Source organism: Persicitalea sp. (assembly GCF_041751555.1).
GTDB lineage: Bacteria > Bacteroidota > Bacteroidia > Cytophagales > Spirosomataceae > Persicitalea.
Window position 1 is genome coordinate 1 of the sequence record NZ_JBGSXF010000430.1, and the last position, 23221, is coordinate 23221.

At 49.2% G+C, this 23221-nt stretch carries 21 protein-coding genes; 4 read left to right on the forward strand and 17 right to left on the reverse strand.

The features are described from left to right. The 4 genes from ACEW8P_RS15020 to ACEW8P_RS15035 all read right to left on the reverse strand — a co-directional run. Nucleotides 1-1079, reverse strand: a 1079-nt coding sequence (locus tag ACEW8P_RS15020) for a cbb3-type cytochrome c oxidase subunit I (protein ID WP_373513896.1), incomplete at its 3' end; no start/stop codon positions are given. A 50-nt stretch (nucleotides 1080-1129) separates the two neighbouring features. Beyond that, complete coding sequence (gene ccoS / locus ACEW8P_RS15025; RefSeq protein ID WP_373513897.1) at nucleotides 1130-1303, reverse strand: cbb3-type cytochrome oxidase assembly protein CcoS; 174 nt, start codon at nucleotides 1301-1303, stop codon at nucleotides 1130-1132. Between the two features lie 246 nt (nucleotides 1304-1549). Continuing rightward, complete coding sequence (locus ACEW8P_RS15030) at nucleotides 1550-2116, reverse strand: Uma2 family endonuclease (protein ID WP_373513898.1); 567 nt, start codon at nucleotides 2114-2116, stop codon at nucleotides 1550-1552. Between the two features lie 38 nt (nucleotides 2117-2154). Beyond that, nucleotides 2155-4695 (reverse strand): heavy metal translocating P-type ATPase, encoded by a 2541-nt coding sequence (locus ACEW8P_RS15035; protein ID WP_373513899.1) that lies wholly within the window; start codon nucleotides 4693-4695, stop codon nucleotides 2155-2157. A 180-nt stretch (nucleotides 4696-4875) separates the two neighbouring features. Between ACEW8P_RS15035 and ACEW8P_RS15040 the strand changes: the two genes are divergently transcribed. Then, a complete protein-coding gene (locus ACEW8P_RS15040; protein WP_373513900.1) occupies nucleotides 4876-5502 on the forward strand; it encodes a hypothetical protein in 627 nt (208 codons plus the stop codon). A 403-nt stretch (nucleotides 5503-5905) separates the two neighbouring features. Here the strand turns inward: ACEW8P_RS15040 and ACEW8P_RS15045 are convergent, their stop codons facing one another. Next, on the reverse strand, nucleotides 5906-6445 hold the full coding sequence (locus tag ACEW8P_RS15045) for a TlpA family protein disulfide reductase (protein ID WP_373513901.1): 540 nt from the start codon (nucleotides 6443-6445) through the stop codon (nucleotides 5906-5908). A 295-nt stretch (nucleotides 6446-6740) separates the two neighbouring features. Between ACEW8P_RS15045 and ACEW8P_RS15050 the strand changes: the two genes are divergently transcribed. Then, nucleotides 6741-8087: a tetratricopeptide repeat protein gene (locus ACEW8P_RS15050; protein ID WP_373513902.1), complete on the forward strand. Its 1347-nt coding sequence runs from the start codon at nucleotides 6741-6743 to the stop codon at nucleotides 8085-8087. A gap of 141 nt (nucleotides 8088-8228) precedes the next feature. Here the strand turns inward: ACEW8P_RS15050 and ACEW8P_RS15055 are convergent, their stop codons facing one another. The 3 genes from ACEW8P_RS15055 to ACEW8P_RS15065 all read right to left on the reverse strand — a co-directional run bounded on the left by ACEW8P_RS15055 (nucleotide 8229) and on the right by ACEW8P_RS15065 (nucleotide 10132). Next, nucleotides 8229-9023, reverse strand: a complete 795-nt coding sequence (locus ACEW8P_RS15055; protein ID WP_373513903.1) for a hypothetical protein — start codon at nucleotides 9021-9023, stop codon at nucleotides 8229-8231. 197 nt (nucleotides 9024-9220) lie between these two features. Then, a complete protein-coding gene (gene recR / locus ACEW8P_RS15060; RefSeq protein WP_373513904.1) occupies nucleotides 9221-9823 on the reverse strand; it encodes a recombination mediator RecR in 603 nt (200 codons plus the stop codon). 33 nt (nucleotides 9824-9856) lie between these two features. Continuing rightward, nucleotides 9857-10132, reverse strand: a complete 276-nt coding sequence (locus tag ACEW8P_RS15065) for an ATP-dependent Clp protease adaptor ClpS (RefSeq protein WP_373513905.1) — start codon at nucleotides 10130-10132, stop codon at nucleotides 9857-9859. A 133-nt stretch (nucleotides 10133-10265) separates the two neighbouring features. On the opposite strand from ACEW8P_RS15065, the gene ACEW8P_RS15070 reads away from it, so the two are divergent. Further along, the gene (locus ACEW8P_RS15070) at nucleotides 10266-11726 is read left to right on the forward strand and encodes a sodium:solute symporter (RefSeq protein ID WP_373513906.1); all 1461 of its coding nucleotides are present in this window, start codon (nucleotides 10266-10268) and stop codon (nucleotides 11724-11726) included. Between the two features lie 244 nt (nucleotides 11727-11970). Here ACEW8P_RS15070 and ACEW8P_RS15075 read toward each other — a convergent pair whose 3' ends face one another. The 9 genes from ACEW8P_RS15075 to galE form a co-directional block, all read right to left on the reverse strand. Continuing rightward, complete coding sequence (locus ACEW8P_RS15075) at nucleotides 11971-12300, reverse strand: MGMT family protein (protein ID WP_373513907.1); 330 nt, start codon at nucleotides 12298-12300, stop codon at nucleotides 11971-11973. Continuing rightward, nucleotides 12287-12874 (reverse strand): DUF3109 family protein, encoded by a 588-nt coding sequence (locus ACEW8P_RS15080; RefSeq protein WP_373513908.1) that lies wholly within the window; start codon nucleotides 12872-12874, stop codon nucleotides 12287-12289. The genes ACEW8P_RS15075 and ACEW8P_RS15080 overlap by 14 nt, the downstream gene beginning before the upstream one ends. 101 nt (nucleotides 12875-12975) lie before the next feature. Continuing rightward, nucleotides 12976-15108: a LysM peptidoglycan-binding domain-containing protein gene (locus ACEW8P_RS15085; RefSeq protein ID WP_373513909.1), complete on the reverse strand. Its 2133-nt coding sequence runs from the start codon at nucleotides 15106-15108 to the stop codon at nucleotides 12976-12978. Between the two features lie 27 nt (nucleotides 15109-15135). Next, the gene (locus ACEW8P_RS15090) at nucleotides 15136-15780 is read right to left on the reverse strand and encodes an O-methyltransferase (RefSeq protein WP_373513910.1); all 645 of its coding nucleotides are present in this window, start codon (nucleotides 15778-15780) and stop codon (nucleotides 15136-15138) included. Between the two features lie 323 nt (nucleotides 15781-16103). After that, nucleotides 16104-18110: a LysM peptidoglycan-binding domain-containing protein gene (locus ACEW8P_RS15095; RefSeq protein ID WP_373513911.1), complete on the reverse strand. Its 2007-nt coding sequence runs from the start codon at nucleotides 18108-18110 to the stop codon at nucleotides 16104-16106. A 122-nt stretch (nucleotides 18111-18232) separates the two neighbouring features. Beyond that, the gene (locus ACEW8P_RS15100; protein WP_373513912.1) at nucleotides 18233-18895 is read right to left on the reverse strand and encodes an O-methyltransferase; all 663 of its coding nucleotides are present in this window, start codon (nucleotides 18893-18895) and stop codon (nucleotides 18233-18235) included. A gap of 114 nt (nucleotides 18896-19009) precedes the next feature. Continuing rightward, on the reverse strand, nucleotides 19010-19870 hold the full coding sequence (gene rfbA, locus ACEW8P_RS15105) for a glucose-1-phosphate thymidylyltransferase RfbA (protein WP_373513913.1): 861 nt from the start codon (nucleotides 19868-19870) through the stop codon (nucleotides 19010-19012). A 95-nt stretch (nucleotides 19871-19965) separates the two neighbouring features. Next, nucleotides 19966-21015: a dTDP-glucose 4,6-dehydratase gene (gene rfbB / locus ACEW8P_RS15110; protein ID WP_373513914.1), complete on the reverse strand. Its 1050-nt coding sequence runs from the start codon at nucleotides 21013-21015 to the stop codon at nucleotides 19966-19968. Nucleotides 21016-21048: 33 nt separating this feature from the next. Further along, the gene (gene galE / locus ACEW8P_RS15115) at nucleotides 21049-22071 is read right to left on the reverse strand and encodes a UDP-glucose 4-epimerase GalE (RefSeq protein ID WP_373513915.1); all 1023 of its coding nucleotides are present in this window, start codon (nucleotides 22069-22071) and stop codon (nucleotides 21049-21051) included. A 136-nt stretch (nucleotides 22072-22207) separates the two neighbouring features. On the opposite strand from galE, the gene ACEW8P_RS15120 reads away from it, so the two are divergent. Continuing rightward, nucleotides 22208-23047, forward strand: a complete 840-nt coding sequence (locus ACEW8P_RS15120; protein WP_373513916.1) for a transglutaminase-like domain-containing protein — start codon at nucleotides 22208-22210, stop codon at nucleotides 23045-23047. The last annotated feature ends 174 nt before the right edge of the window (nucleotides 23048-23221 follow it).

Here is a 23221-nt window from a genome sequence, read left to right on the forward strand (position 1 = left end):
GCCCCCACGTGAACGTGGGCAATGGTCCAGTCGGTGAAGTGACTGATGGCGTTGACGCTTTTGAGCGACAACATCGGTCCCTCGAAAGTCGCCATACCGTAAGCTGTAAGCGCCACGACCATGAATTTCAGTACCACATCTTCGCGTACTTTATCCCAAGCACCGCGCAATGTGAACAGACCGTTGATCATCCCGCCCCAGGAAGGCGCAATCAGCATGATCGAGAACACAACGCCGAGGGTTTGTGCCCAGTCGGGCAGGGCATTGTACAACAAATGGTGCGGTCCGGCCCAGATGTACAGGAAAATTAGCGCCCAAAAGTGAACGATCGAAAGACGATAAGAATAGATCGGGCGGTTGGCGGCCTTGGGCAGGAAGTAGTACATCAGGCCCAGGTAAGGCGTCGTCAGGAAGAAGGCCACCGCATTGTGGCCGTACCACCACTGCACCAGCGCATCCTGCACCCCTGCATAGACGGAGTAGCTTTTGAACAAAGAAATAGGGAGAGCCAGGCTATTCACCACGTGCAGCATCGCCACGGTGATAAAAGAGGCAATGTAAAACCAAATTGCCGCGTAGATATGCTCCGAACGACGATTGACCATCGTCATCAGCAGGTTAATCATAGCCGCGACCCACACCACCGCAATGGCTATGTCGATGGGCCATTCCAGTTCGGCGTATTCCTTGGAGGTCGTCAGGCCGAGGGGGAGCGTAATGGCCGCCGCCAGGATAATCGCCTGCCAGCCCCAGAAGTTGAAGTAGCTCAATTTCTTGCTCCACATCGGGGCCTTCAGAATCCGCGGGGCCGAGTAGTACATGCCCATGAAGAAACCATTGCCCACGAAGGCAAAAATCACTGCATTGGTGTGCAAGGGGCGCAAGCGGCCAAACGTAGTGTACGATAGGTCAAAATTGAGGAACGGATACGCCAACTGAAAGGCGATCAGTACCCCAACCAGTACGCCAATCAAGCCATACACCACGCAAGCGATGGCGAAGTTGCGGACGATCTCGTTGTCGTACTCAAATTCCTCCATTTGAATCGGAGGCGTGGCGTCGGTAACGGTAGAGGACATAATTTTGAATGAGTGAATGATAGAATGAGCGCTTTACTTAGCCGATGGCTTTATGGTGTAGATTTGTCGGAAGGCTGGTTTTTGACGGTGTCGTCGAACAGGATGCGGATGGAGGGCGTGTAGTCGTCGTCAAATTGCCCTTTGCGCACCGACCAGATGAACGCCCCCAGAAAACCCAGCGCGGCCAGCAGGCTCAGACCAATCAGTACAAATAAAGCGCTCATCGTCAGGTAATTTTTATGACAAGAATCATCCGAGTGGATGTTCCTTTTTACGAGATCAAAACTACGGGCGGAACTCGGGGCTAACGATGAGGGAGATTAGGCTGAAAAGTGACTTTCGTCAGGAATGAAGGGGAAAGGAGGGCCGGAAGTTGCCCCAAGCGAATTTTGGTGATGGGGCATTGGCTCTTGTTCATAAAAAAAGCTAATACGTGAGTACCAGCTTTTTACAAAATGTATTTTTGATATTTACGCCTCCGGTAGCATAAGTAATTCATCGACCCGAATCTCGAAATCTGGCAACACGGGGGCGGCGGAACAAAGGTCGCTTCCCAAGCATATTTTCACTTCGCGCCGAGTCGTGTTAGTGTGGATATAAACGATCTTATTATTAGGAATAATGACCCAAACTACTTGAACTCCGCCTATAAGATATTCCGTGAGCTTTTTCTCCATCTGATTGATTTGGTCATTGTTCGAAATAATCTCGATGGCAAATGCCGGAATCGCCGCCTTATCAACTATGCCTCCCTCGTACTGATCCTTAGTAAAGCAGGCAATATCTGGACGCCGCATCTGAATGCTGCTCAAATGGACATCGGGTTCGGCGATGATGGTGCCTGATTTTTTATAGCCTCTGTCGATAAACAAGTCAAGCAATCGGTCATATATATAATATTGCTCTTGTTTCATTCGCGTAGATTTGATGATTTCCCCACCGTTCCATTCGTACTTGAAACCGTCGTTTGGCTCCCAGTCGATGAATTCTTCCAGAGAATGGGGAAGTGTTTCGGTGGTTTGTGCGGTTTGAATCATGGGTTTGATCGGCTTTTTTTCAAATATACAACGATCCGTCAAGTTGCGCAAATGTCGCCGGATCGCAGCCACCGCCGCGCCGCCAGGTTGGTCGCCGCTGTCGTAAACAGCACAATCGTGATCGAACTCAGCGGCATTAGGATCGCCGCCACAACGGGCGAAAGCTGGCCCGTGACGGCGTAAGAAATGCCCGCTATATTGTACAGAAGAGAAATACCGAAACTGACCTTGATGATGCGCTGTCCGGCCCGCGCTAGTCGGATGTAGCGGGGGAGGAGGGGTAGTTTGTCGCCCTGCACGATAGCGTCGCAGGCGGGTGAGAAGTTGTTGATGTCGTCCGACACGGCCAGGCCGACATCGCTCTGTTGCAAGGCCCCGGCGTCGTTCAGACCGTCACCGACCATCAGTACTTTACGGTTTTCTTCGCGTTGCAACTTGGCGATAAAGTCGAGTTTTTGCTCGGGTTTTTGTTGGAAGAAAAGGTGGGCGTTGTCTTTGAATAAAGTACCCAGAAACGCCTGATCGGTCGGCTGGTCGCCGGAAAGGAGGTAGTTGACGTAGTTCTCTCCTTGCAGCGTCGTTACCGTATCGGCCAGGCCAGGACGGTACTTAGGGCGGATATCGAAATAGCCACGTACCTCCCCGCCGATGGCGATGTGTACTTGTGGCTGTGGTACGGGCGTCTCGCCCGTTGGCGCACGATGTTGCTCAACTGATTTGTCGCCTTTACGGGCGGGAAGGCAACCGTTGCTCCGACTGTACCACACCCATTCCTGCGAACCTATTTTTACCTCTTGATTGCCCCACATCGCCTGAATTCCAGCGCCCTCTTTTTCTCTGAAATCTGTAAAAGCTTTTTTGCTCAAAACCACCTCAGGTAACGATTTCACGATCAGGCGGCTCAATGGGTGCGACGACTGCGCGGCCAGAGTCTTTACAATCACTTTTTCTTCGGCGGTCAAAGCCGCGCCCACAAACTGTACCTCCGCCTCGTTGGGCAGCGTAACCGTTCCGGTTTTGTCGAAAACTACCGTGTCGATTTTAGAAAGCCGTTCGATGGCGTCGGCGTTTTTGAAGTAAAAACCGTGTTTGCCAAAAAGGCTCAACAGATTGCCATTCGTGAAAGTGGACGACAGCAGCAATGCGCACGGACAGGCCACCAAAAGCACTGTGGTGAAAGCCAGAAAAGCCGTTTCCCACCGGCCTTGAAATGCCCAAAGGGCAAAAGTGCCTACTGATAAAAGCAACACCACCGCCGAGAAGTAGCGGTTGATCCGCGCGGCGAGCGTTTTGTTTTGATCTTCCTTTTTTTTGGAAAAAGCGTCATTATTCCAAAGCTGCGTCAGATAGCTCTGCGATACCTGACGCAGAATTTCCAACTCCACCGCCGGCCCGCACTGCCTTCCGCCGGCGTAGAGCGTGTCGCCCTTCCGGCGTTCCAGCGGATCGGCCTCGCCCGACACGAAGCTGTAATCGATCAAGGCTAAGGGACTAACCAGCGTGGCGTCGGCCGGAATTAGTTCGCGGTTGCGCACCAGAATCCGGTCGCCGATTTGCAGTTTTTGGATGGGAGAGTTGAATTCTACGCCTTCTTGTAAAACCGAAACCGCGATGGGAAAGTAGGACTTAAAATCGCGATCGAAGGCGATATTGGCGTAAGTTTTATCCTGAAAATATCGCCCCAACAACATGAAGAATACCGCCCCGGCCAACGAGTCGAAGTAACCCGGCCCGCTCTGCATGGCGACCTGATATAGGCTGGTCAGGAAGACAGAAAGCAACGCCAGCGCAATGGGGGCATCGATATTGAGGTAGCGACCACGGAGGGCTTTCCAGGCTGAGACAAAGAAATCGGACGCGCTGTAAAAGAACACGGGCAAGGCCAGTGCCATATTCAGTGCACTGAACAGCAAGCGTAATTGCTGATCTTCGGTGCCTTGCCCTAGATTGAAATACTCGGGCAGGCTCAGCATCATGATGTTACCGAAGGCGAAACCCGCCACACCGATTTTGTAGAGCTTGGTTCGTCCGTTATTTTTTGCGGGTCGAGTTTCCGCTGACTGCTGGTCGGCATCGTTCAGACTGACGTAAGTCTCGTAGCCCAGCCTCGCCATGAGTTCCGCCAGTTCACTGAGTTTGATCTGCCTGGGATCTAGACTAATACGAACGGTTTTCTCGGGAAAGTTGACAACCGAACTACCCACGCCCGGATGCAGACTGTGAAGCTGCTCCAACAGCCAAATACAGGACGAGCAATGCATCTTGGGAACTAACCAATTGATGCGTTCCTGTCGCCCATCGGTAAATTCGAGTAGTTGGGAGCGTAATTCCGGCAAATCTAGGTAATCGAATTTTCCCTGGTAAGAATTCGCGTCGGGGGAGATGCCCTGCGCGTCCGAGAAACGATAGTACTGACAGAGGTCATTTTCTTTCAGCAGGTCATAGACCGTCAAGCAGCCTGTGCAGCAGAAATCATGGCTGTCGTGAAGGTGGTGTTCATCGCGACAGTCTCCGCCGCAGTGGTAGCAGACAATAGTTTCAGGAATAAGGGCGTGACGCTCGGGTTCGTTCTTTCCCATTATGATTGGTGGCAACGCTGTTGAAACCCAAAATTCGGGATAAGAACCAAGTGAAAAACTGACTGGCTTCCATCGAGAAAACTGACATCTGTCAGTTACCATTTAATAAATTCTTTTGGTTTGGGTTCGGCAACTGATTAACTTCAAGAAAGTTATCCCTGAAAAACAAAACCTCGCGCTATGAAAACGTCCGTTAAAGCACTGTTCTATCTCATGGTACTACTTTCACTTTCTTGCCAAAAAAAGGAAGTCGAACCCGATATATTTTCGGAGGAAGTGCAAAAAGTGGCTCCCCAGAATATCATCGATGATCTTCGGTCATGGGGAGTGTCCATTCATTCGGGTGTGACACCGCCGGATATTGAAGGGGTATTCACTTTGGATTACAGGATACTGGTGAGGACGTACGATCCCGATGATAAATCACAGAATGGTTTTAGAATCACACCGCATCGGTTGGCTTTTTCTGAGCAATCAGCCGATAATCAATTGGTGAAAACTGAATTCAGAGAAATTGGCAAAGCTAGTTCCGACAGTTGGGGGAAAGGCGCTGTTTCGGGGAGTGGAAACAAATTTACGTTTTTCGAGGAAGAGGTTTATGGAAATTCTAACGGAGTGTATTTGAGGTACATCAACGTCATTTCGGGTGAAATTTCTGAATCAGGAATCAAGGATTTTCACGAAGTCAACGCCTACATCAAGGAAAAAACCAGCGAAGCCCCAAGCCACGTTGTCCAAAAAATAGGGCAGTTCCAATTGTTCAAAAATAAGGATAATCGTATATCGTCAAGAACGGATAAGTTGTAGCAGATTAGAAATGGCCGTGAGGTTCCCCATCGTTCAATAATAAATAGCAGATTATCAGCATCCTGTTCCACCAAAAGGCGAATTTCTGCGTTTAACTTTCATTCCGAAATTCCGCTACTTGCGGTAATTTTTAGCACGATTATTGTATTCAATTGTAAAATTAACATAAACGTCTATCAAGATGAAAAGCATCTTTTGGCTATTTCCAGTAGCCTTGGTCGTCAGCACGGCCGCCCTCTGGAAGCGAAAGCATAAGTTTTTCGCGGGAGCAGAACAGCTCTGGATTTGAAGGAATGTAGTACGGGCGGTCCGACGGTTCGGCCTCTGGCCCGTAACACAAACAAAAAAGCGGTCGACGAACTTTCAAATCCGCCGACCGCTTTTTTGTTTAGTGACAACGTCTTTACATCGCCAACTGCTCATCGATAAACTGAAAAATTTTCGGATCATTCCAGTTGACCGCACCAACCTGCTCAGCCAGTACCTGTCCATTTCTGACCATATAAGTACGCGGAATAGCGTTCCCACTTAGCGGAGCTGGATACGCGCCACTATAGAGGTAAAAAGGAAGTTCGTAATTTTTCTTGCCCAGAAAATTCTGCACCGTCGCTGGCTCCTCGTCCGACACGATGTAAAAAGCCATTTTTGGGTTGTCCTTGTAGCGCTCGTATAGGCTCTGGATACTAGGCATCTCGGCATTGCATGGGCCACACCAGGTAGCCCACACGTTGATGAACGTCAGTTTCGACGTGTCCATCGCTACCATGTTTCCCTTCATATCACTTAATTTCAAATAAACAGAATTAACGTCTCCGGCCATTGATGGGTCGGTCAGTGACTCAATTGCCTCTTGTTCGTCCACAGGGGTAGGTGTGTCGCGCAAACTGAAATAAAGAGCTGCGGCACCAACAACTACGGCCAAACCAACGAGGAAATATTTCAAATTGGGATTCATGGATTCTAAGGATAAGATTTTTTAAAAAAAATACAAGCTTGAAGATCAGAGTTGACGTGTCGGCCGAAAATTTTCCGCAGAAAATTAAGGTATCTCTTCCTTAAACTCAAACTTTCCCACAAACATTCAAAAACAAGCGCAGATAAGTAAACCGAGGTCATCTTGTGACTTTCCTAATTTGTAAGTATGAATTCTGCAAAATTCAAGCCCAAACTTTGTCCCTGCTTCTGTTTTTGAATACTTTTGCCGCCTGTTACATAATAAATAATAACCCTACTACTTGATGAAAAACGTTTTCGCGTGTTGGATGATGATGGCCCTGTGTGTGGGCGGAATGAGTGAAGCAGTGGCCCAAAGATCGGCGGCCGAGTTTTTTGAGGAAGGTAATTCCAAAGCGCGCGGCGGTGATTTTGCCGGAGCCTTACAGTCCTATAGCGCGGTTCTTGCTATGAACCCCGACCATGCCCCCAGCTATTTCAACCGAGGTCTGGCCAAAGCCAATCTGAAAGACCACCGGGGTGCAATTATGGACTATGACCGGGCTATCGAACTCAACAGCAAAGAGGCACTATATTACCATAGCCGGGGCGTTAGTAAAAGCATGCAGGACGACAATCGCGCTGCCATCACCGATTACACGCGGGCTATCGAACTGAACCCCGACGACGCCAAGTCATACTACAATCGGGGTGTAAGCCGCGCTAAGACCGACAACGAGCGCGGGGCCTTGCAGGATTATAACAAAGCAATCTCCGTCGATCCCAACGATGTGTTTGCGCTTTATGCCCGTGGTACCTGTAAACAAAAATTAGAAGATTACGCTGGTTCGCTAGCCGATTTCTCCCGCGTCATTGACCTCAGTCCCAAGCGGGCCGGGGCCTACGCCGGGCGCGGCTACGCCAAAATTAAGCTAGGTGACTACAAAGGAGCCATCACAGACTACACCCAGGCCATCGGCATGAGCCCAGAAGACGGCGCGTCGTATAGCAACCGTGGTTTTGCCAAAGCTAAGGTGGACGATTTCGCCGGGGCTGTAACGGACTACAACCGCGCTCTTCAAGTAAATCCGGGCGATTACGAGTCCTTTTACGGCCGGGGTTTTGCCAAAAGCAAACTCGGCGACCAGAGGGCTGCCATTCAAGATTTAGATCGGGCTGTAGAACTTAATAATTCCTTCACAACCGACGCCAAAAAACTGGTGTACATGGGCCCCATCAACCGGGGGACGCTGGACAAATTGCGTAGTGTGGTGCAAGAAAGCATAAAGATCAACGAACTCTCGCCTGAGCGAGCCGAGGCTTATTACATTCGCGGACTGGCCAAAAACAAAAATGGCGACAGCAAGGGTGCCATCGCCGATCTGAATAGCTCCATCGCCCTGAACCCCACTTTCGCTGAAGCCTACTTTACACGTGGCCTGGTACATTCTTCCACCGGCGCCCAAATGGAAGCCATCCTTGATTGCAGCAGCGCAATTAAGATCGACCCGAACTACTCGGAGGCCTTCTACGTGCGCGGCATCATCAAGCACAGCCTGGGCGATGTCAACGGCGGCTGTCTCGATCTGAGCAAATCCGGTGAACTGGGCTACACGCCTGCTTATAAGGTGATTAGCGATTACTGCAACTAAGGCTTTCTGCTTTTGGTACCTTTCACACAAAAAAGCTGGACTCGGCACCATGCCAAGTCCAGCTTTTTTCATTTTCCGACAGCCTTTTCAAGCTGAGCGTACCGGGTACTTGCGAACCAGCCAGAACCCGAAAGCGAGCAGCTATTCAGTAAGCGTCACCGTACGCGTGACTTCGTTGAATCCACCGGGAATCAAATTTCCATCTCCGTCGAGAAGTTCGAGCTTGACAGTAACCTCTCCCTTAGGAAGACCCTTGATGACTTGTGGGGCCCACTCGGTAATCATGAACTCTTTGCCATTAATAGTCGCCCTCACTTTATTACCACTTTCTGACAGCGTAGTGTTGAGCAAAAAGAAATCGAGCAGCAGGTTTTCTGTATCTGCCCCGCTGTACTCACCTTTGGGACGGCTGTAAATCAAAGTAGGCTTATCCAGATCGACATCTTTGTCATCCATTCCGGCATCGCCCACTACCATCTTTTTGGCCACAAAGGAATTGGCGTTCTTTACTGACTCGTGGTAGGAGCGGCTCAAAAAGGCTACTACGTAGTGAGTTCCCGCCGGAATTTCTTTCTTAAAACCAGGCTCGTAATGCGCCGAATAAGGGTCGTTGTCCAGGATAAAGTGAATGTGCTGTCCTTTGTCTGAGTTGGCCAGCATACTTTTCACCGGGCTGTCGGTCTGAGTACCCAATTCGTAATCACCTACTTTGAAGGCGAAATCAACTTCACCCGCTGCCTTTACATTTGTGTTGGTCGGGCTTTCCAGAGCCAGGGAAGCACCGTCATACTGGGCTGAGCCTTCCAGTCTTTCCATGGTGATGCCAGAATTATCCTGCATGGCCGTGTCCGTCTCACCTTCATTTTCCTTTGTTTCCTGGCAGCTTACGGCCATGACAGAAGCAAAGGCCAGTACACTCAATAGTTTGATTTTCATAGTTAGGTTATTTGGATTGAAACTTGTGCATAATTAATTAAATCTTGAGGTGAGAAGCAGGCCTTGTTAGTATGCACCGCTGAGTTTATCTACTTAGGGTTCACACCTGCATAAGTTCTGATTCTAAGGGCTTCAATAGTTACGGAATTTAAAAATGGCAGAAAGCTTTTTGACGAGCATTTTGCGCACTATACGAACTATTCGTAGGCTATCCGACTCACAATACTACGGCCGAGGGTTACTTCGTCCGCATATTCAAGGTCACCACCGATGGGAACGCCTCGGGCGATAGTACTTATTTTAACCCCTGTGGGTTTTAGTTTTTTCTGCAAATAAAAAGCTGTCGTGTCACCTTCCATCGTGGGGTTTAGCGCCAAGATAACTTCCTTCACTTCTTCTTCAACGATTCGACTCAGCAGCGACTCAATGTTCAGGTCAGCGGGACCGATGCCTTCCAGTGGCGATATGATGCCGCCGAGAATGTGGTAGGTACCGTTGAACTGACTGGTATTTTCGATTGCCAGCACGTCGCGCGTATCCACAACCACGCACAGCAAAGCAGAATCACGCTTGGGACTACTGCAAATATTGCATAGTTCGCCATCAGATATGTTGTGACAACGAACGCAAAAGCGCGTTTCAGTGCGCATAGCCACAAGAGCAGCAGCCAGCGTGCGGGTCTGGGGTTCGTCTCTCTTCAAGAGGTGCAGGGTCAGACGTAAAGCAGTTTTCTTGCCAATGCCGGGCAGCTTTGAAATCTCGTTGACGGCATTTTCAATCAATTGTGAAGGATAATCCATAGAATGGCGGGAGTACTGAGCAGGGAGGCATCGTCAAAGGATTTCGGCGGAGATACCCCGGCGACAAATCTCATTACGCATGCTTACCAGCGAATCGAACTCGCCTTTCTTTACAGAGCATTTGCCCTTAAAATGAATAATCAAAGTACACTGCTCAGCCTGCTCGGGCGCGTGGTCACACACTTCCATCAGGGTGTCAATTACCCAGGCAAAGGTGTTTACATCATCATTGAACACCACGAGCGAACGAACTTCCGTTTCCACGGTTTCTTCCAAAACTTCAATATCGGTATCTATGTCGGTTTGCATTCCAGTCAAATTTAAGTTTGCTTGCAAAATTAATTAAAAAGAAGGACTAAACGAAGGCACAGCCCCTTTCAGAACTAACAATCTACCCAATTGTTGGCACCTGCCCAATCCTCCCAAAATCTTATATCCATAAATGAACCCCTACATTGCCCTCGCCATCCTGGTCGCTTACTTCGGGATGTTAATTCTCGTATCTGTTTACACTTCGAAGGGAGCGGATACAGCTACTTTCTTTACGGCCAATCGGCAATCGCCCTGGTACCTGGTAGCCTTCGGGATGATTGGCACTTCGCTTTCAGGTATCACCTTCGTGTCAGTGCCTGGAGCCGTTCTAAACATTCAATTTTCTTATTTTCAGGTAGTTTTGGGATATATTTTGGGCTATTTGGTGATCGGCACCGTACTCATGCCGCTGTATTACCGCCTGAATCTTATTTCCATTTATTCTTATTTCGATCAGCGCTTCGGTTTCTGGTCGTATAAATCGGGTTCGGCGTTTTTCCTGCTGTCGCGTACTCTGGGCTCAGCGGTACGACTTTACGTGGCGGCCGGCGTGTTACAAATCGCCCTGTTTGGCCCTTTGGGCGTTCCGTTCGAGGTTGCGGTGGCTATTACCATTCTGTTGATCTGGATTTATACTTTCAAAGGCGGTATCAAGACAATTATCATAACAGACACGCTGCAAACTACCTTTCTGGTCACGGCGGTGGTGCTGACAATCGTACTAGTTGCCCGCGAACTCAACTTGTCGGGCTTCTCCGAGTTGGTTTCCACGGTTAGTGATAGCGAGTACTCCAAAATATTCTATTGGAACGCCAATGATCCCAAAAATTTCTTCAAGCAGTTTTTCGGTGGCGCTTTTATCGCTATCGTGATGACAGGTATGGATCAGGATCTCATGCAAAAAAACCTTACCTGCAAGAATATTGGTGAGGCGCAAAAGAATATGTTCTGGTTCACGGTGGTGCTGGTAATCGTCAATTTGCTTTTCCTGTCACTGGGAGCATTGCTATACCTCTATGCGGCTGAGAAGGGAATTCCTTTCTTGGAAAAAACCGATGATTTTTATCCTATGTTGGCCCTGAACAATTTGGGTCTGTTGGTCGGCATTACATTTCTACTAGGCATCACCGCCGCCACTTACGCTAGTTCCGACTCCGCTTTAACAGCTTTAACTACCGCCTTCTGCGTGGACTTCATGAATGTGGAAGGCAAGCCCGAATCCCAGCGTTCGCGTATTAAGTTTTGGGTGCACATCGGCTTTTCGGTGCTTTTTTACGTGGTGATTCTCATTTTTAACCAACTGAATAGCAAAGAGGTGATTACGGCGGTCTTCGATTTGGCGGGATACACCTATGGGCCGCTGCTCGGACTTTTCAGCTTCGGGATGCTGTTCAAACTACCTGTACGCGACCGATTGGTACCGATCGTTTGCGTCGTTGCCCCGATTTTGACTTACGTGATCAACGAAAATTCCGCCGCCTGGCTCGACGGGTATAAGTTGGGCTTCGAGCGTTTGATCCTTAACGGAGTGTTGGTGTTTTTAGGATTATGGTTGGTATCACTGGGGAAGCGTGAGGATAAATTAGGGTAAGCGTAAGGGAAATTGTAGAAATCGATTCCCAATTTCCCCATAGGTTGTAATACAACCCTGTATGGTTTAGTTTTTTTGCCTCATCAGTTAGAAAACGAAAAACTACCACACATACCAATATCACAAAGACATGGAAGTATTACTATTTTTGATGGCCTCGATAACGGCCGGCGTTTGGTGTTCTTATTACGTAGAATACCTGGAAGACAAGAAAGTGAGAATCGGAACGAAGAAATAATTTGAATCACAGAAGTTCGATTCCCGGATCCCAAAAATATTCTTGAAAGACGACCACTTGGTCGTCTTTTATTTTTACGCCTTCACTTTCGAGTAAATCCTGCATCTGGGTGCTGCTTCCGAAAAAGTTTTTCCCGGTCAAGACGCCGTTGCGGTTCACCACGCGCTGCGCGGGGACGTCGGGCCGACCGTGCGCATTGTTCATTGCCCAACCTACCATGCGCGCGCCTCGCTTCGATCCGAGGTAAGCGGCGATGGCCCCGTAGGTAGTCACGCGGCCCGCTGGAACCAGCCGAACTACTCCATATACATTCTCAAAAAAGTCACTTTGCGCCATCGGCTGCGGCAAGTTTTTCCTCTACCTCCTGAACCAATTCTTCGTACCATGTCTCGCCGTAGGCTCTGATCAAAGGTTCTTTCAAAAATTGGTAGAGAGGCACGCCCAATTCCGCGCCAAGGGTACAGGCCGGGTTGCAAATGTCCCAGCGGTCGTAGTTTATGGCGTGGTATTGTTCGTATTTCGTAACGCGAATAGGGTAAAGATGGCAGGAAATTGGTTTTTTAAAGTCGATTTTGCCATCGTTGTAAGCCGCTTCGATACCACATTTCAAGATGTTCTTTTCGTCATAAAATGCATACGCGCATTCCTTGCCCTCAATCACAGGCGTAACTATGTCGCCTTCCCAGTCCTTAGTATAAACGCCTTCTGCCGCAATAACGGCCTTGCCTTTTTCGGATAGATACGGCTCCACGTGACGGTAAATGCGCTTCATGATGGGGAGTTCGCTGTCTTCCAGCGGCGCTCCTGAATCCCCTTCCACGCAGCAAGCCCCCTGGCATTTGTCCAAATTACATACGAAGAACTGATCGCCGATGTCATCGCTTACGCAAGTGTTGTCGATTAGTATCATGGTGTTTTTAAGGTAGCGTTAATTAATATAGAGTACCTGAGTCTCAAAGTTCACCGAGTAAGCAAAGTTAATTCTTGTTTTTCTCAGGTACCCAGGTACATTTATCGCTTCGGTATCTTCAACGTCTCTCCCAACTTTACATTAGTGTCGGGCATATTGTTTAGAGTTTGAATTTCCTGCATACTCACTCCGTAGTTTTTGGAAATACGGAATAACGTTTCTCCCGAAACCACTTTGTGCGTGATGAAATCTCCTGTGCTAGGAGAAGTGTTTTGAGTGGTTGCAGCAGTCGGGTTGACGACCAACTTTTGGCCGACGGCCAGCTTGTCATTGATAGTTAGCTGATTCCAGGCCAGCATGTCGTTTATCTCCACATTATATAGTTTGGAAATGCTATAATAAGTTTGTCCAGGTTCAACCGAGTGGTATTTGGGATTAGCGCTGCCGGACGTTGTCGGACGATTACCGGTCGAACTTGGGAGACTGGCTGGCGTAGAAGTACTGGTGTTGTTACCGGACTTGGCAGGACGAACGGTGCCGGTACGAGCGGGTTCAGAGCCAAGAGTTGGCGTTTTGACCTCGGTTCCCTGCTGCTCGATGATAACGATCCGGTCATTGTTATTGGGCGAAGTGCGGGCAGGTGTTCGGGTTGACTGAGTAGGTGCAGGCGTATTCGGTTTGGTGTAGACTGTTTGGTCGCGCGGCGTTTCTTCGTCAACCTCGGGCGTTTCCACAGGTTCGGTAGTCTTGTCGGCCAGTTTGGGTTTGTACCTTCTCCTTTCGCTGGCATTTTTGGGAATATCTTCAGCCGAACCGATCAATTCTGGCTGGGAGTAGGATTGGTCTGCTGGGGCGGTAATACTGGGCGAAGTGCGGCTTCGCTCCGACGGAGGCAGATTGATAATTTCGACGGGTTTGTTGGCGGGACGCCGCTTCATCAGCCACATCACACGGCCCGTTTGCAGGCGCTGGTTGCGGTTGCTGATGCGGTTGTATTTCAGCAGACGGCCTACCCTCACTCCATAAATCTGCGAAATATTGCGGATGGTTTCGCCCTCGCGCACTGTGTGAAAGGGCACCATACCCTTCTTGTTTTTCTTGGCTAAATAATAGACATCACCCGGAACCAGCGGGTCGCGGCTGCTCAGATCGTTGTATTTCAAGAAACTCGATGTCCTTATTTTTGCGGCTTTGGCCAGATCCGATGCTTTGTCGCCGGGACGGGCCTGTACGCCGGGCAGACTATTAATTTCGTAAAAAACCGGGTCGTTGCGGCCCTTGAGCTGGACGCTTGCTTCGCGAAGAGTTGGAAAGCCGATGTCGTCCTTGGCAAAATTGGCTGCTGGGTCTTCCCGTGCGATCAGCAGTAACTCGCGCACATTGTTAATCTGGTCGGAAGCAACTGGAAGGGCCACCACGTAATCACGGTCAGCGGGAATTTGATCTGAATCGAGCCACAGGTTATAGCGACGTAGTTCGAGTGGGTCGAGACTCAATTCCCGAGCGATCGAGCTGAACGTTCGGCCCCGGCCATTGCGGTATTCCAGCAGCACGATGGCGTTGGCAGTGCGGTAGCGCTCCATCCCAGCTTCCAGGGCAATTTTGTGCGCAAAAAAGCGCAATACGTATTGATCCGTTTTGCCATCGAGTGTAATTTCCTTAGCGTAAGCCCAGTTTCTTGGGATAAGTTCTTTGACGCCTCCAACACCCAAGTAGTAGGAGTAGAGCGCTGATACCCAGTTGTTATACTGCTCGTTGCTACGTTTCAAGTAGCGGGCGGCAGCGCGGGTTGAGGAAGTGATATTCTTGCGTTCGTCTACCTGATTATTGACCAAAAGTCCCAACTCCTGGGCAGTTTCTTTCTTGAATTGCCAAAACCCCACGGCATCGGAGGTGGAAACAGCGTCGGGCCTGAGCGAACTTTCCTGTACGGCCAAGTACTTGAAATCGAGCGGTACTTCCTCTTCGATCAGGACGCCTTCCAGAATAGGAAAGTAAAGAATGGCGCGATCCATTTTGGCATCCCAAAATTGCTTGTTAGACATTAAGCTACGGATGTCGGACTCGATGGCTCGCTTGGCGCGGTTATCGAACTTGACGTTGATGCCGCCGAACATCACGTTGTCCGGCACGTCGGGGATGTCTTGCGCCCGTGTGGTCTGTGGTAGGGCTGTGGCCATTACGGCAAGCAGCAGAAGGGCTTTGAAGCCTGAGGGAGAATGTTTTTGATTCATAGGTTAGGTGGAGTGTATTGGGTGATCTCAAAGTACTTGGGCAATCATAATTCCGTCCCTGATCGGGAGCAAAATGCATTTGACCCGTGGGTCGTTCCTCACGTAATCATTAAAGACCAATAAGGCCGGAGTTTCCTTATCTGGCTTGTGCGCGGACGGATCGGCGACCTTGCCGCTCCATAGCACATTGTCGGCCAGAATGAGGCCGCCGGGTTTCATTTTTTCAACAATCAAATCGTAATAGGCTCGATAATTGACCTTATCGGCGTCGATAAAAACTAAGCCAAAGGTTTCGTCGAGCGTAGGAATAATGTCGAGAGCTTTACCGATGCGGAAGTCGATCCGATCGGCAAAAGGTGATTTGGCAAAAACAGTCCGGGTGAAGTTTTCCAATTCCTCGTTGCTATCGAGGGTAATGAGCAGACCGTCGTCGGTTAGACCTTCGCAAAGGCAGAGGGCAGAATAACCTGTGTAGGTGCCAATCTCGAGAATGCGTCGGGGACGGATGAGCCGTGAGAACAAAGCTAGTAATCGGCCCTGCGTGTGGCCCGACAGCATCCGGGGGCGCATGATTTTGGCGTGGGTTTCGCGGCTGACGTGCCGCAGCAGGTCGCTCTCGGGTTCGGTGTGCGCTTCAACGTAGGCCTCGATTTCCGGGGGTAGGAGTTCCATGCGGATGGAGAGCGGCAGAAATTTGGTAAGTAGCCGTTATTCAAATATAACAAAGAACGTCGGCTTTCCCGAATTCTTGCAAAAAAAAAGCCCGGACGTTCAACTCGTACTTTACCCTAAACGGCTACTGGAGCGGATGTTGCAGGTACTTTCCTGAGTCGTTCTTTAACAAAGGCGCGGCGATTTTTGCTGAACTGTTCTGCCGAAAATGAAGCCCACGCGGTAGATTATGCGGCGTCGAGATAATCAGAATTTCCCGAATTCCAGTCACCATAAGCTACTATACAGAAGAACAAATACGAGATTTCTGGGTAGCCAGAGGGTTAATTTTTTGGGATTTTCATCGTTTCACCAAGTATCACAATGTTGTTGGACATATTGTTGAGTCGCTTAATCTCCCCCATATCCGCTTTGTAAATCTGGGAAATCCGGAAAAGTGTTTCGCCTGGGCGCACCTTGTGGAGAAGGTACTGTTTTTCGGCCACAGGGTCGCGAACAGGGTCGCGAAAGGAATTGGGAACCGGGCTGACGATGAGGCGTTGCCCAACCTCAAGCATATTTCGCGTTGTAAGGCGATTCCAGGCGAGCAAATCATTCACCTCTACGTCGTAGAGTTGCGCAATGCTAAAATAAGTCTGTCCGAATTTTACAATATGGTACTTAGGCGAGTCACTACTGTCTATTGCCACGAACCCTCCAGATTTGGCCAGTGAGGGCAGGTCAGGTTCTGCTGCCCGAATCACTGTTATAGGTGTCGATTTGGGAACTGCCACGGGGGCTGGCAATTCTTTAGTTTTAGATATAACCACGATCAGCATCTTGATTTCTTCGTCGGACGACATCAAATCTTTCAGAAGAGCATTGACTTCCTCCAGTTGGTTCACCACTGTAAGGGGTATTTGGTACGTTGGTTGTGACATTGTCGAGTCTTCAACCTGGTCAGCCAAAGCTACGGGAGTTGCACTCCTGGCAGCGACTGAGTCGTTTTTGATCGACTGAGGCGAGCGGTTCAAACTATCGGGTACTTTTAGAGCGCTACTGTCAACTTCGCTAACGGCTCCTGAACTATCGGCGGGAATCTCGTCCGATAGAGGGGGGCGACTTACTATTTCCACTGGCATATCCTCAGGACGCTGTTTCATGAGCCACATCAGGCGGCCAATCTGCAAGCGCTGATTGCTATTGTTGATCCGGTTGTATTTCATCAATTGGCTGGATCTGACCCCGTAAAGTTGAGAAATGCTCCAAATGGTTTCTCCTGCACGGACGACGTGGAAAGGTACCACGGCTGCTTTATCTTTTTTGGCCAGATAATACACTACTCCCGGCGTAAGCGGGCCGGGGGCATCGAGGTCGTTATATTTGAGAAAACTCGATAAACTTGTTTTGGCAGCTTTGGCCAGGTCTGCAGCACCGTCATCCATTCTGGCCTGTACGCCCGGAAGCCCGTTGATTTCATAATACGAAGGATCATTGCTTCTTTTGGATGAGATGCTTACTTTTCGTAAAACTGGAAAGCCAATGTCTCCTGTTGTGAAATTGGCAGGCGCAGGAGGTGGCATATTGCGCGACAGCTTTTGCTGCACTGCTTCCTGCTGGCTAGCAGGCACCGGTAGCAATACTGAGTATCGATCGTCGGGAATCTTGTCTGTATCCAGCCAGCGGTTGTAGCGGTAAAGTTCAGCAGGGTCGAGGGCGAACTCGCGGGCAATGGATTCCAGAGTGCGCCCCCCTGAATTTCGGTACTCCAGCAGAACAGTGGAGTCTGAATACGATTGCTGAGCTGCTTCGATTGCGATTTTATGGGCAAAAAAATTGAGAACATATTGGTCGGCTCGACCGCCGATCATCACCTCTTTGGCATAGGACCATCTTCTAGGAATGGCTCTATTAGTACCATCAATCCCCGAGTAATAAGTGTATAGCGTCGAAACCCAATTATTGAGGTGCAAATTGCTGCGCTTGAGCAGGCGCGCGGCTGCACGGGTTGAGGAGACGATATTCTTGCGCTCGTCCACCAATTCATCCACAATCAGGCCCATCTCCGAGGTAGTTTCTCTCTTGAATTGCCAAAACCCTACCTCCCCAACAATAGAAACCGCATCGGGCATGAGTGAACTCTCCTGTACGGCTAAGTATTTGAAGTCAAGTGGAACACCTTCCTGAGTAAGTATGTCTTCAAGAATAGGGGAGTATAGTGCTGTACGGCTAACTTTTGATTCCCATAATCTCCTGTCAACCATAAGTCCCTGAATATTAGCTTCAATGAGTCGTTTGGCCCGGTTATTGAATTGGACATTAATCCCACCGAAAGTTAAGTTATCAGGCACGATGGGGAGGGGCTGTGACTGGGCGCTACACGGTAGATAAATTAAGAATAGTACGGTTCCTATAGATAGAGGTATCCTAGAAAACAAATAAAAAATAAGCTTCGTATTCATGAGTCAATATATTAGTGTGTGTGTAATAATTGATCTACCTGTGCAATCACTAGCCCATCCCTGACCGAGAGTAGATTTGGCTTTACCCGTGGGTCGTCCCCTACTTTTTTACTAAAGTCCAAAAGTGTAGAGTTTTCCCTATCGGGTTTTTGAGGTACCTGACCTACTGCCTTTCCACTCCGTAGCGCGTTGTCAGCCATGATGAGCCCACCTGGCCTTACCTTTTGGGTCGTTAAACAGTAATAAGCAAAATAGTTGATTTTGTCAGCATCAGTAAACACCATGTCGCAGGTATCGGTAAACTGGGGAATGATACTGATAGCCCTATCGATACGTAAGGCGACACGAGAAGCGTATTCGGACTGGGCAAAAACATTTCGGATGAATCCCTCCAACTCCTTGTTCCGGTCGATGGTAAGAAGCAAACCATTGTGGGTCAGGTTTTGGCAGAGGCATAAGGCTGAGTAACCGGTGTAGGAACCGATTTCGAGAATGTGCCGTGTTTGGATCATTCGTGTCAACAAAGCCAGTAGGTGGCCTTGGGCATAGCTGGAAAGCATGCGAAGGCGAAGGGTTTTGGCATGCATTTTCCGGCTTACGTGCCTGAGCAGGTAACTTTCTGGTTGAGTGTGTAAAAGGGGATAGCGCCCAATTTCCTTCGTTGAGAATTCCATGCGGGGATTTAACCCCAAAATAATAAAAATTCCGTTTTATCAAAAATATTAAAGAATACCATCTTTCCCCAATTCTTTACAAGAAATTAAATAAGCTAACCATCAGCCGGGAGATCAGCTTAGCAAGCCCTGTAGGTACTTTCCATAGCCACTTTTTAATAGTGGCTGAGCGATAGCCTCAAGATGCGCAGCCGAAATGAAGCCCATGCGGTAGGCGACTTCCTCGATGCAGCCGATTTTTAGCCCCTGCCGCTCCTCAATTACCTGCACAAACTGCCCGGCTTGCATCAGCGACTGAAAAGTACCTGTGTCGAGCCAGGCGGTTCCTCTATCCAGTACGCCGACTTTCAGTTGACCCCGGTTTAGATATTCGCGGTTGACATCAGTGATTTCCAGCTCTCCTCGGGGCGAGGGTTTGATGTTTTTGGCAATCTCTACTACTTGATTGTCATAGAAATAAAGCCCGGGAATGGCGTAGTTGGATTTCGGATTTTCTGGTTTTTCCTCGATAGAAATGGCTTTCAAATCTTTATCGAACTCCACCACGCCGTAGCGCTCAGGGTCTTGCACCTGATAGGCGTACACCACGCCGCCATCGGGGTCGTTGTTGGACTGCAAAATTCGGCTAAACCCCGAGCCGTAGAAGATATTGTCGCCCAAAACCAACGCTACTTTGTCGTCACCGATGAAATCAGCCCCGATGATGAACGCCTGCGCCAGCCCATCTGGGCTGGGCTGTTCAGCATACGAAAACGAGCAGCCAAGACGCTCGCCATCTCCGAGTAGTTTCTCGAAATGCGGTAGATCGTGCGGCGTCGAGATAATCAGGATTTCCCGTATTCCGGCCAGCATCAGTACCGACAAGGGGTAATAAATCATCGGCTTATCATAAACCGGCATCAGCTGCTTGCTGACGGCCAGCGTGAGCGGATGTAATCGCGTGCCGGATCCCCCGGCGAGTATGATTCCTTTCATTTGATGGACAGTTGACAGTAGACGGTTGACAGAGAAGGAGTTAGCACTTACAAAAGAAACTAACTATCCACTGTCAATCGTCCACTGTCAACTAATTAACCGTACATTTCTTCGTAATACTTCTTATAATTCCCCGACGTCACATTGTCAAGCCAAGCTTGATTATTCAGGTACCAATCTACCGTTTTTGTCAGGCCTTCCTCGAATTGGAGCGAGGGTTCCCAGCCAAGTTCGGTCTTCAGGCGCGTGGCGTCAATGGCGTAGCGCAGGTCGTGGCCGGCGCGGTCAGTGACGTAGGTGATGAGTGATTCGGCACTACCTGCTTCGCGGCCCAGCTTTTCATCCATAATTTTGCAGAGTAGTAATACCAAATCTAGGTTTTTCCACTCGTTATGGCCGCCGATATTGTAAGTTTCGCCTACTTGTCCGTCGTGGAAAATGGTGTCGATGGCGCGGGCGTGATCTTCCACGTAAAGCCAATCGCGCACATTTTCGCCCTTGCCGTACACGGGCAGCGGTTTTTTCTGCATGATGTTATGAATCATCAGCGGAATTAGCTTTTCGGGGAAATGGTTGGGGCCGTAGTTGTTGGAGCAATTGGAAATTACCACGGGCATCTTGTAGGTGTTGTGATAAGCCCGAACAAAGTGATCGGACGATGCTTTAGACGCTGAATAGGGCGAACGCGGATCGTAACTGGTGGTTTCCAGAAAAAATTCGTTTGGGTCGTGCAACTCTCCATAGACTTCGTCAGTCGACACGTGGTAGAAAAGGTGGTCGGCCAAATCGTCCTTCCAGGCTTTCCTTGCGGCGTTCAGCAGGTTGACTGTCCCAATTACGTTTGTCACCACGAACGCCAGCGGATCACTGATCGAGCGGTCCACGTGCGACTCGGCGGCCAGGTGGATGACGCCGTAGAAATCGTTCTCAGCAAGAAGATCGTCCAGAAAGACCGCGTCGGTGATGTCCCCTTTGACGAAGGTGTAGTTGGTCGCATCCTCGATATCCCGCAGGTTTTCCAGGTTTCCGGCGTAGGTCAGCGCGTCAAGGTTATAAATATGGTAATTGGGGTATTGATTCACAAATCGCCGCACGACGTGCGAACCTATGAATCCTGCCCCACCCGTAATCAGTATTTTTTTCAAAATGTTGAATCGTTGAATTGTAATTTGCAACCGTCACTCTGAGCGTTGCCGAAGAGCCAATTGCCAGCGCCACGCGTCGCGTAATGAATCGGTAAGCGATTTCTCAGCTTTCCAGCCTAACACATTGTTTGCTTTATCCGACTGCGCCCATATTTTTTCCACATCGCCGGGCCTTCTTGGACCAGTAGTGTAGTTCAATTTGACGTCGTTAGCTTCTTCGAAAGTGTTTATTAGTTCTAAAACTGTGTTTCCATTGCCCGTTCCGACGTTGAATACGTCATAATAATTGGCGTCAGTTTGCATATCCAAAAGTTCTATTGCTTTGACGTGCGCCTTGGCCAAATCAACCACGTGAATGAAATCGCGGATGCAGGTGCCGTCAGGCGTGTCGTAGTCATCGCCGAACACCACTAGCTTATCGCGTAGTCCGGCGGCGGCCTGGGTGAGGTACGGTACCAGGTTGCTGGGCACACCGGAGGGTAGTTCGCCTATTTCAGCCGAGGGATGCGCTCCGATTGGGTTAAAGTACCGCAGCGAAATGGCTTTCAAATTCGGTTTGGAGTACACATAATCGCGAATAACATCCTCGCACATAACCTTGGTGTTTCCATAGGGCGAAGTCGCGGGCTGGCGTGGCGTGTCCTCGGTTACAGGCAGCGTATCGGGCTGTCCGTATACCGTACAAGAAGACGAAAAAACAAAATTGCCAACGCCAAACTCCCTCATGACTTTCAGTAAAATCAGCAGGGAATCGATGTTGTTCTGGTAGTATTTCAAAGGCTGCTCCACCGATTCACCTACGGCCTTATAAGCTGCAAAATGAATGACGCCACCGAACTTCTCTTTTTTGAAGAGCTCTCTCATCGCCGACTCATCCGTACAGTCTAAATCATAAAAAAGTACGTCCTGCCCAATAATATTCTTCAAACCAGCCAGTACCTCTCGGTTGGAATTGTAGAGGTTGTCCACGATCACTGGCTGATGGCCCGCTGCCTGTAACTCCACTACGGTATGTGAACCAATAAATCCCGAGCCGCCGGTTACCAGTATTTTCATGCAATAAGTTGGGACAAATGGGCTGTTTTTAGGGTCAAATCAGTATTTTTTGACCGGGCAAAAGTAGAAAATTTGACCGCTATTCAAAAATTGTTTTTATTTAAGAATTCGTAAACGGGAATTGAAACGGAGTGGTATGAAGGAAAGGGAAATAAAAGCGCTGGTTTCGCTGCTGGATGACGAAGATGCCGAAGTCACCACGCTGGTGGAGGAAAAAATACGTTCGCTGGGCAGTGGCGTCATCCCATTTCTGGAAACGGAATGGGAGGGGAGTTTCAGCCCCATCGCGCAGCGGCGCATCGAAGAACTCATCCACGAACTACAACTCGCCGTGATGGTTGAGCGACTCGAAGAATGGAAGAATGGCGGGGCGCTGGATTTGCTCGAAGGCATGTCTATCATCGCTACTTACCAATACCCAGACCTCAATTTTCAAAAACTGCGCGATGAGATTGACCAATTCCGCTACGACGTTTGGGAGCAATTCGGCGACGAAATGAGCCCGGTCGATCAGGTCAAGGTGCTGAATGGGGTCTTCTACGGTACGCTGGGTTTCGGGGCCAATACCAAGAACTTCCACTCGGCTTCCAACTCCATGATCAACATCGTGCTGGAAAGCCGCCGGGGCAATCCCATCACGCTTTGTGTCATTTATCTGCTCATTGCCCGCAAACTACACATGCCCGTTTATGGCGTAAACCTACCTAACCTATTCGTACTGACCTACAAAAAGGATAAGACGCAGTTTTACATCAATGTCTTCAACCGGGGAATTATTTTTTCTAAAACCGACATAGACCACTACATCGCCCAATTGAACCTCGATTCCAAAGATTCTTTCTACCAGCCCTGCACTCATCTCGAAATTGTCCAACGCGTTTTGCGGAATCTGATCGTCTCCTTTGAAAAAGCGGGCGAGCCTGAGAAGATTCGGGAAGTGGAGCGGTTGCTGTTGGCGATGATTGAGGAGGAGTGATTGCGCTTAAATTAACTGATCTATCCGTTTAATAAAATTCGTAAAACTTTGAAAAAACAAATTTTTATCTTGCATCTCCAATTTCCTATTTCTGAGCGAATTGGTAATTGATGGTTTATCACCTTTAAAACCAGGCTGATTATGAAGCGTCGAAAATTTGTTCAGACTGGTATT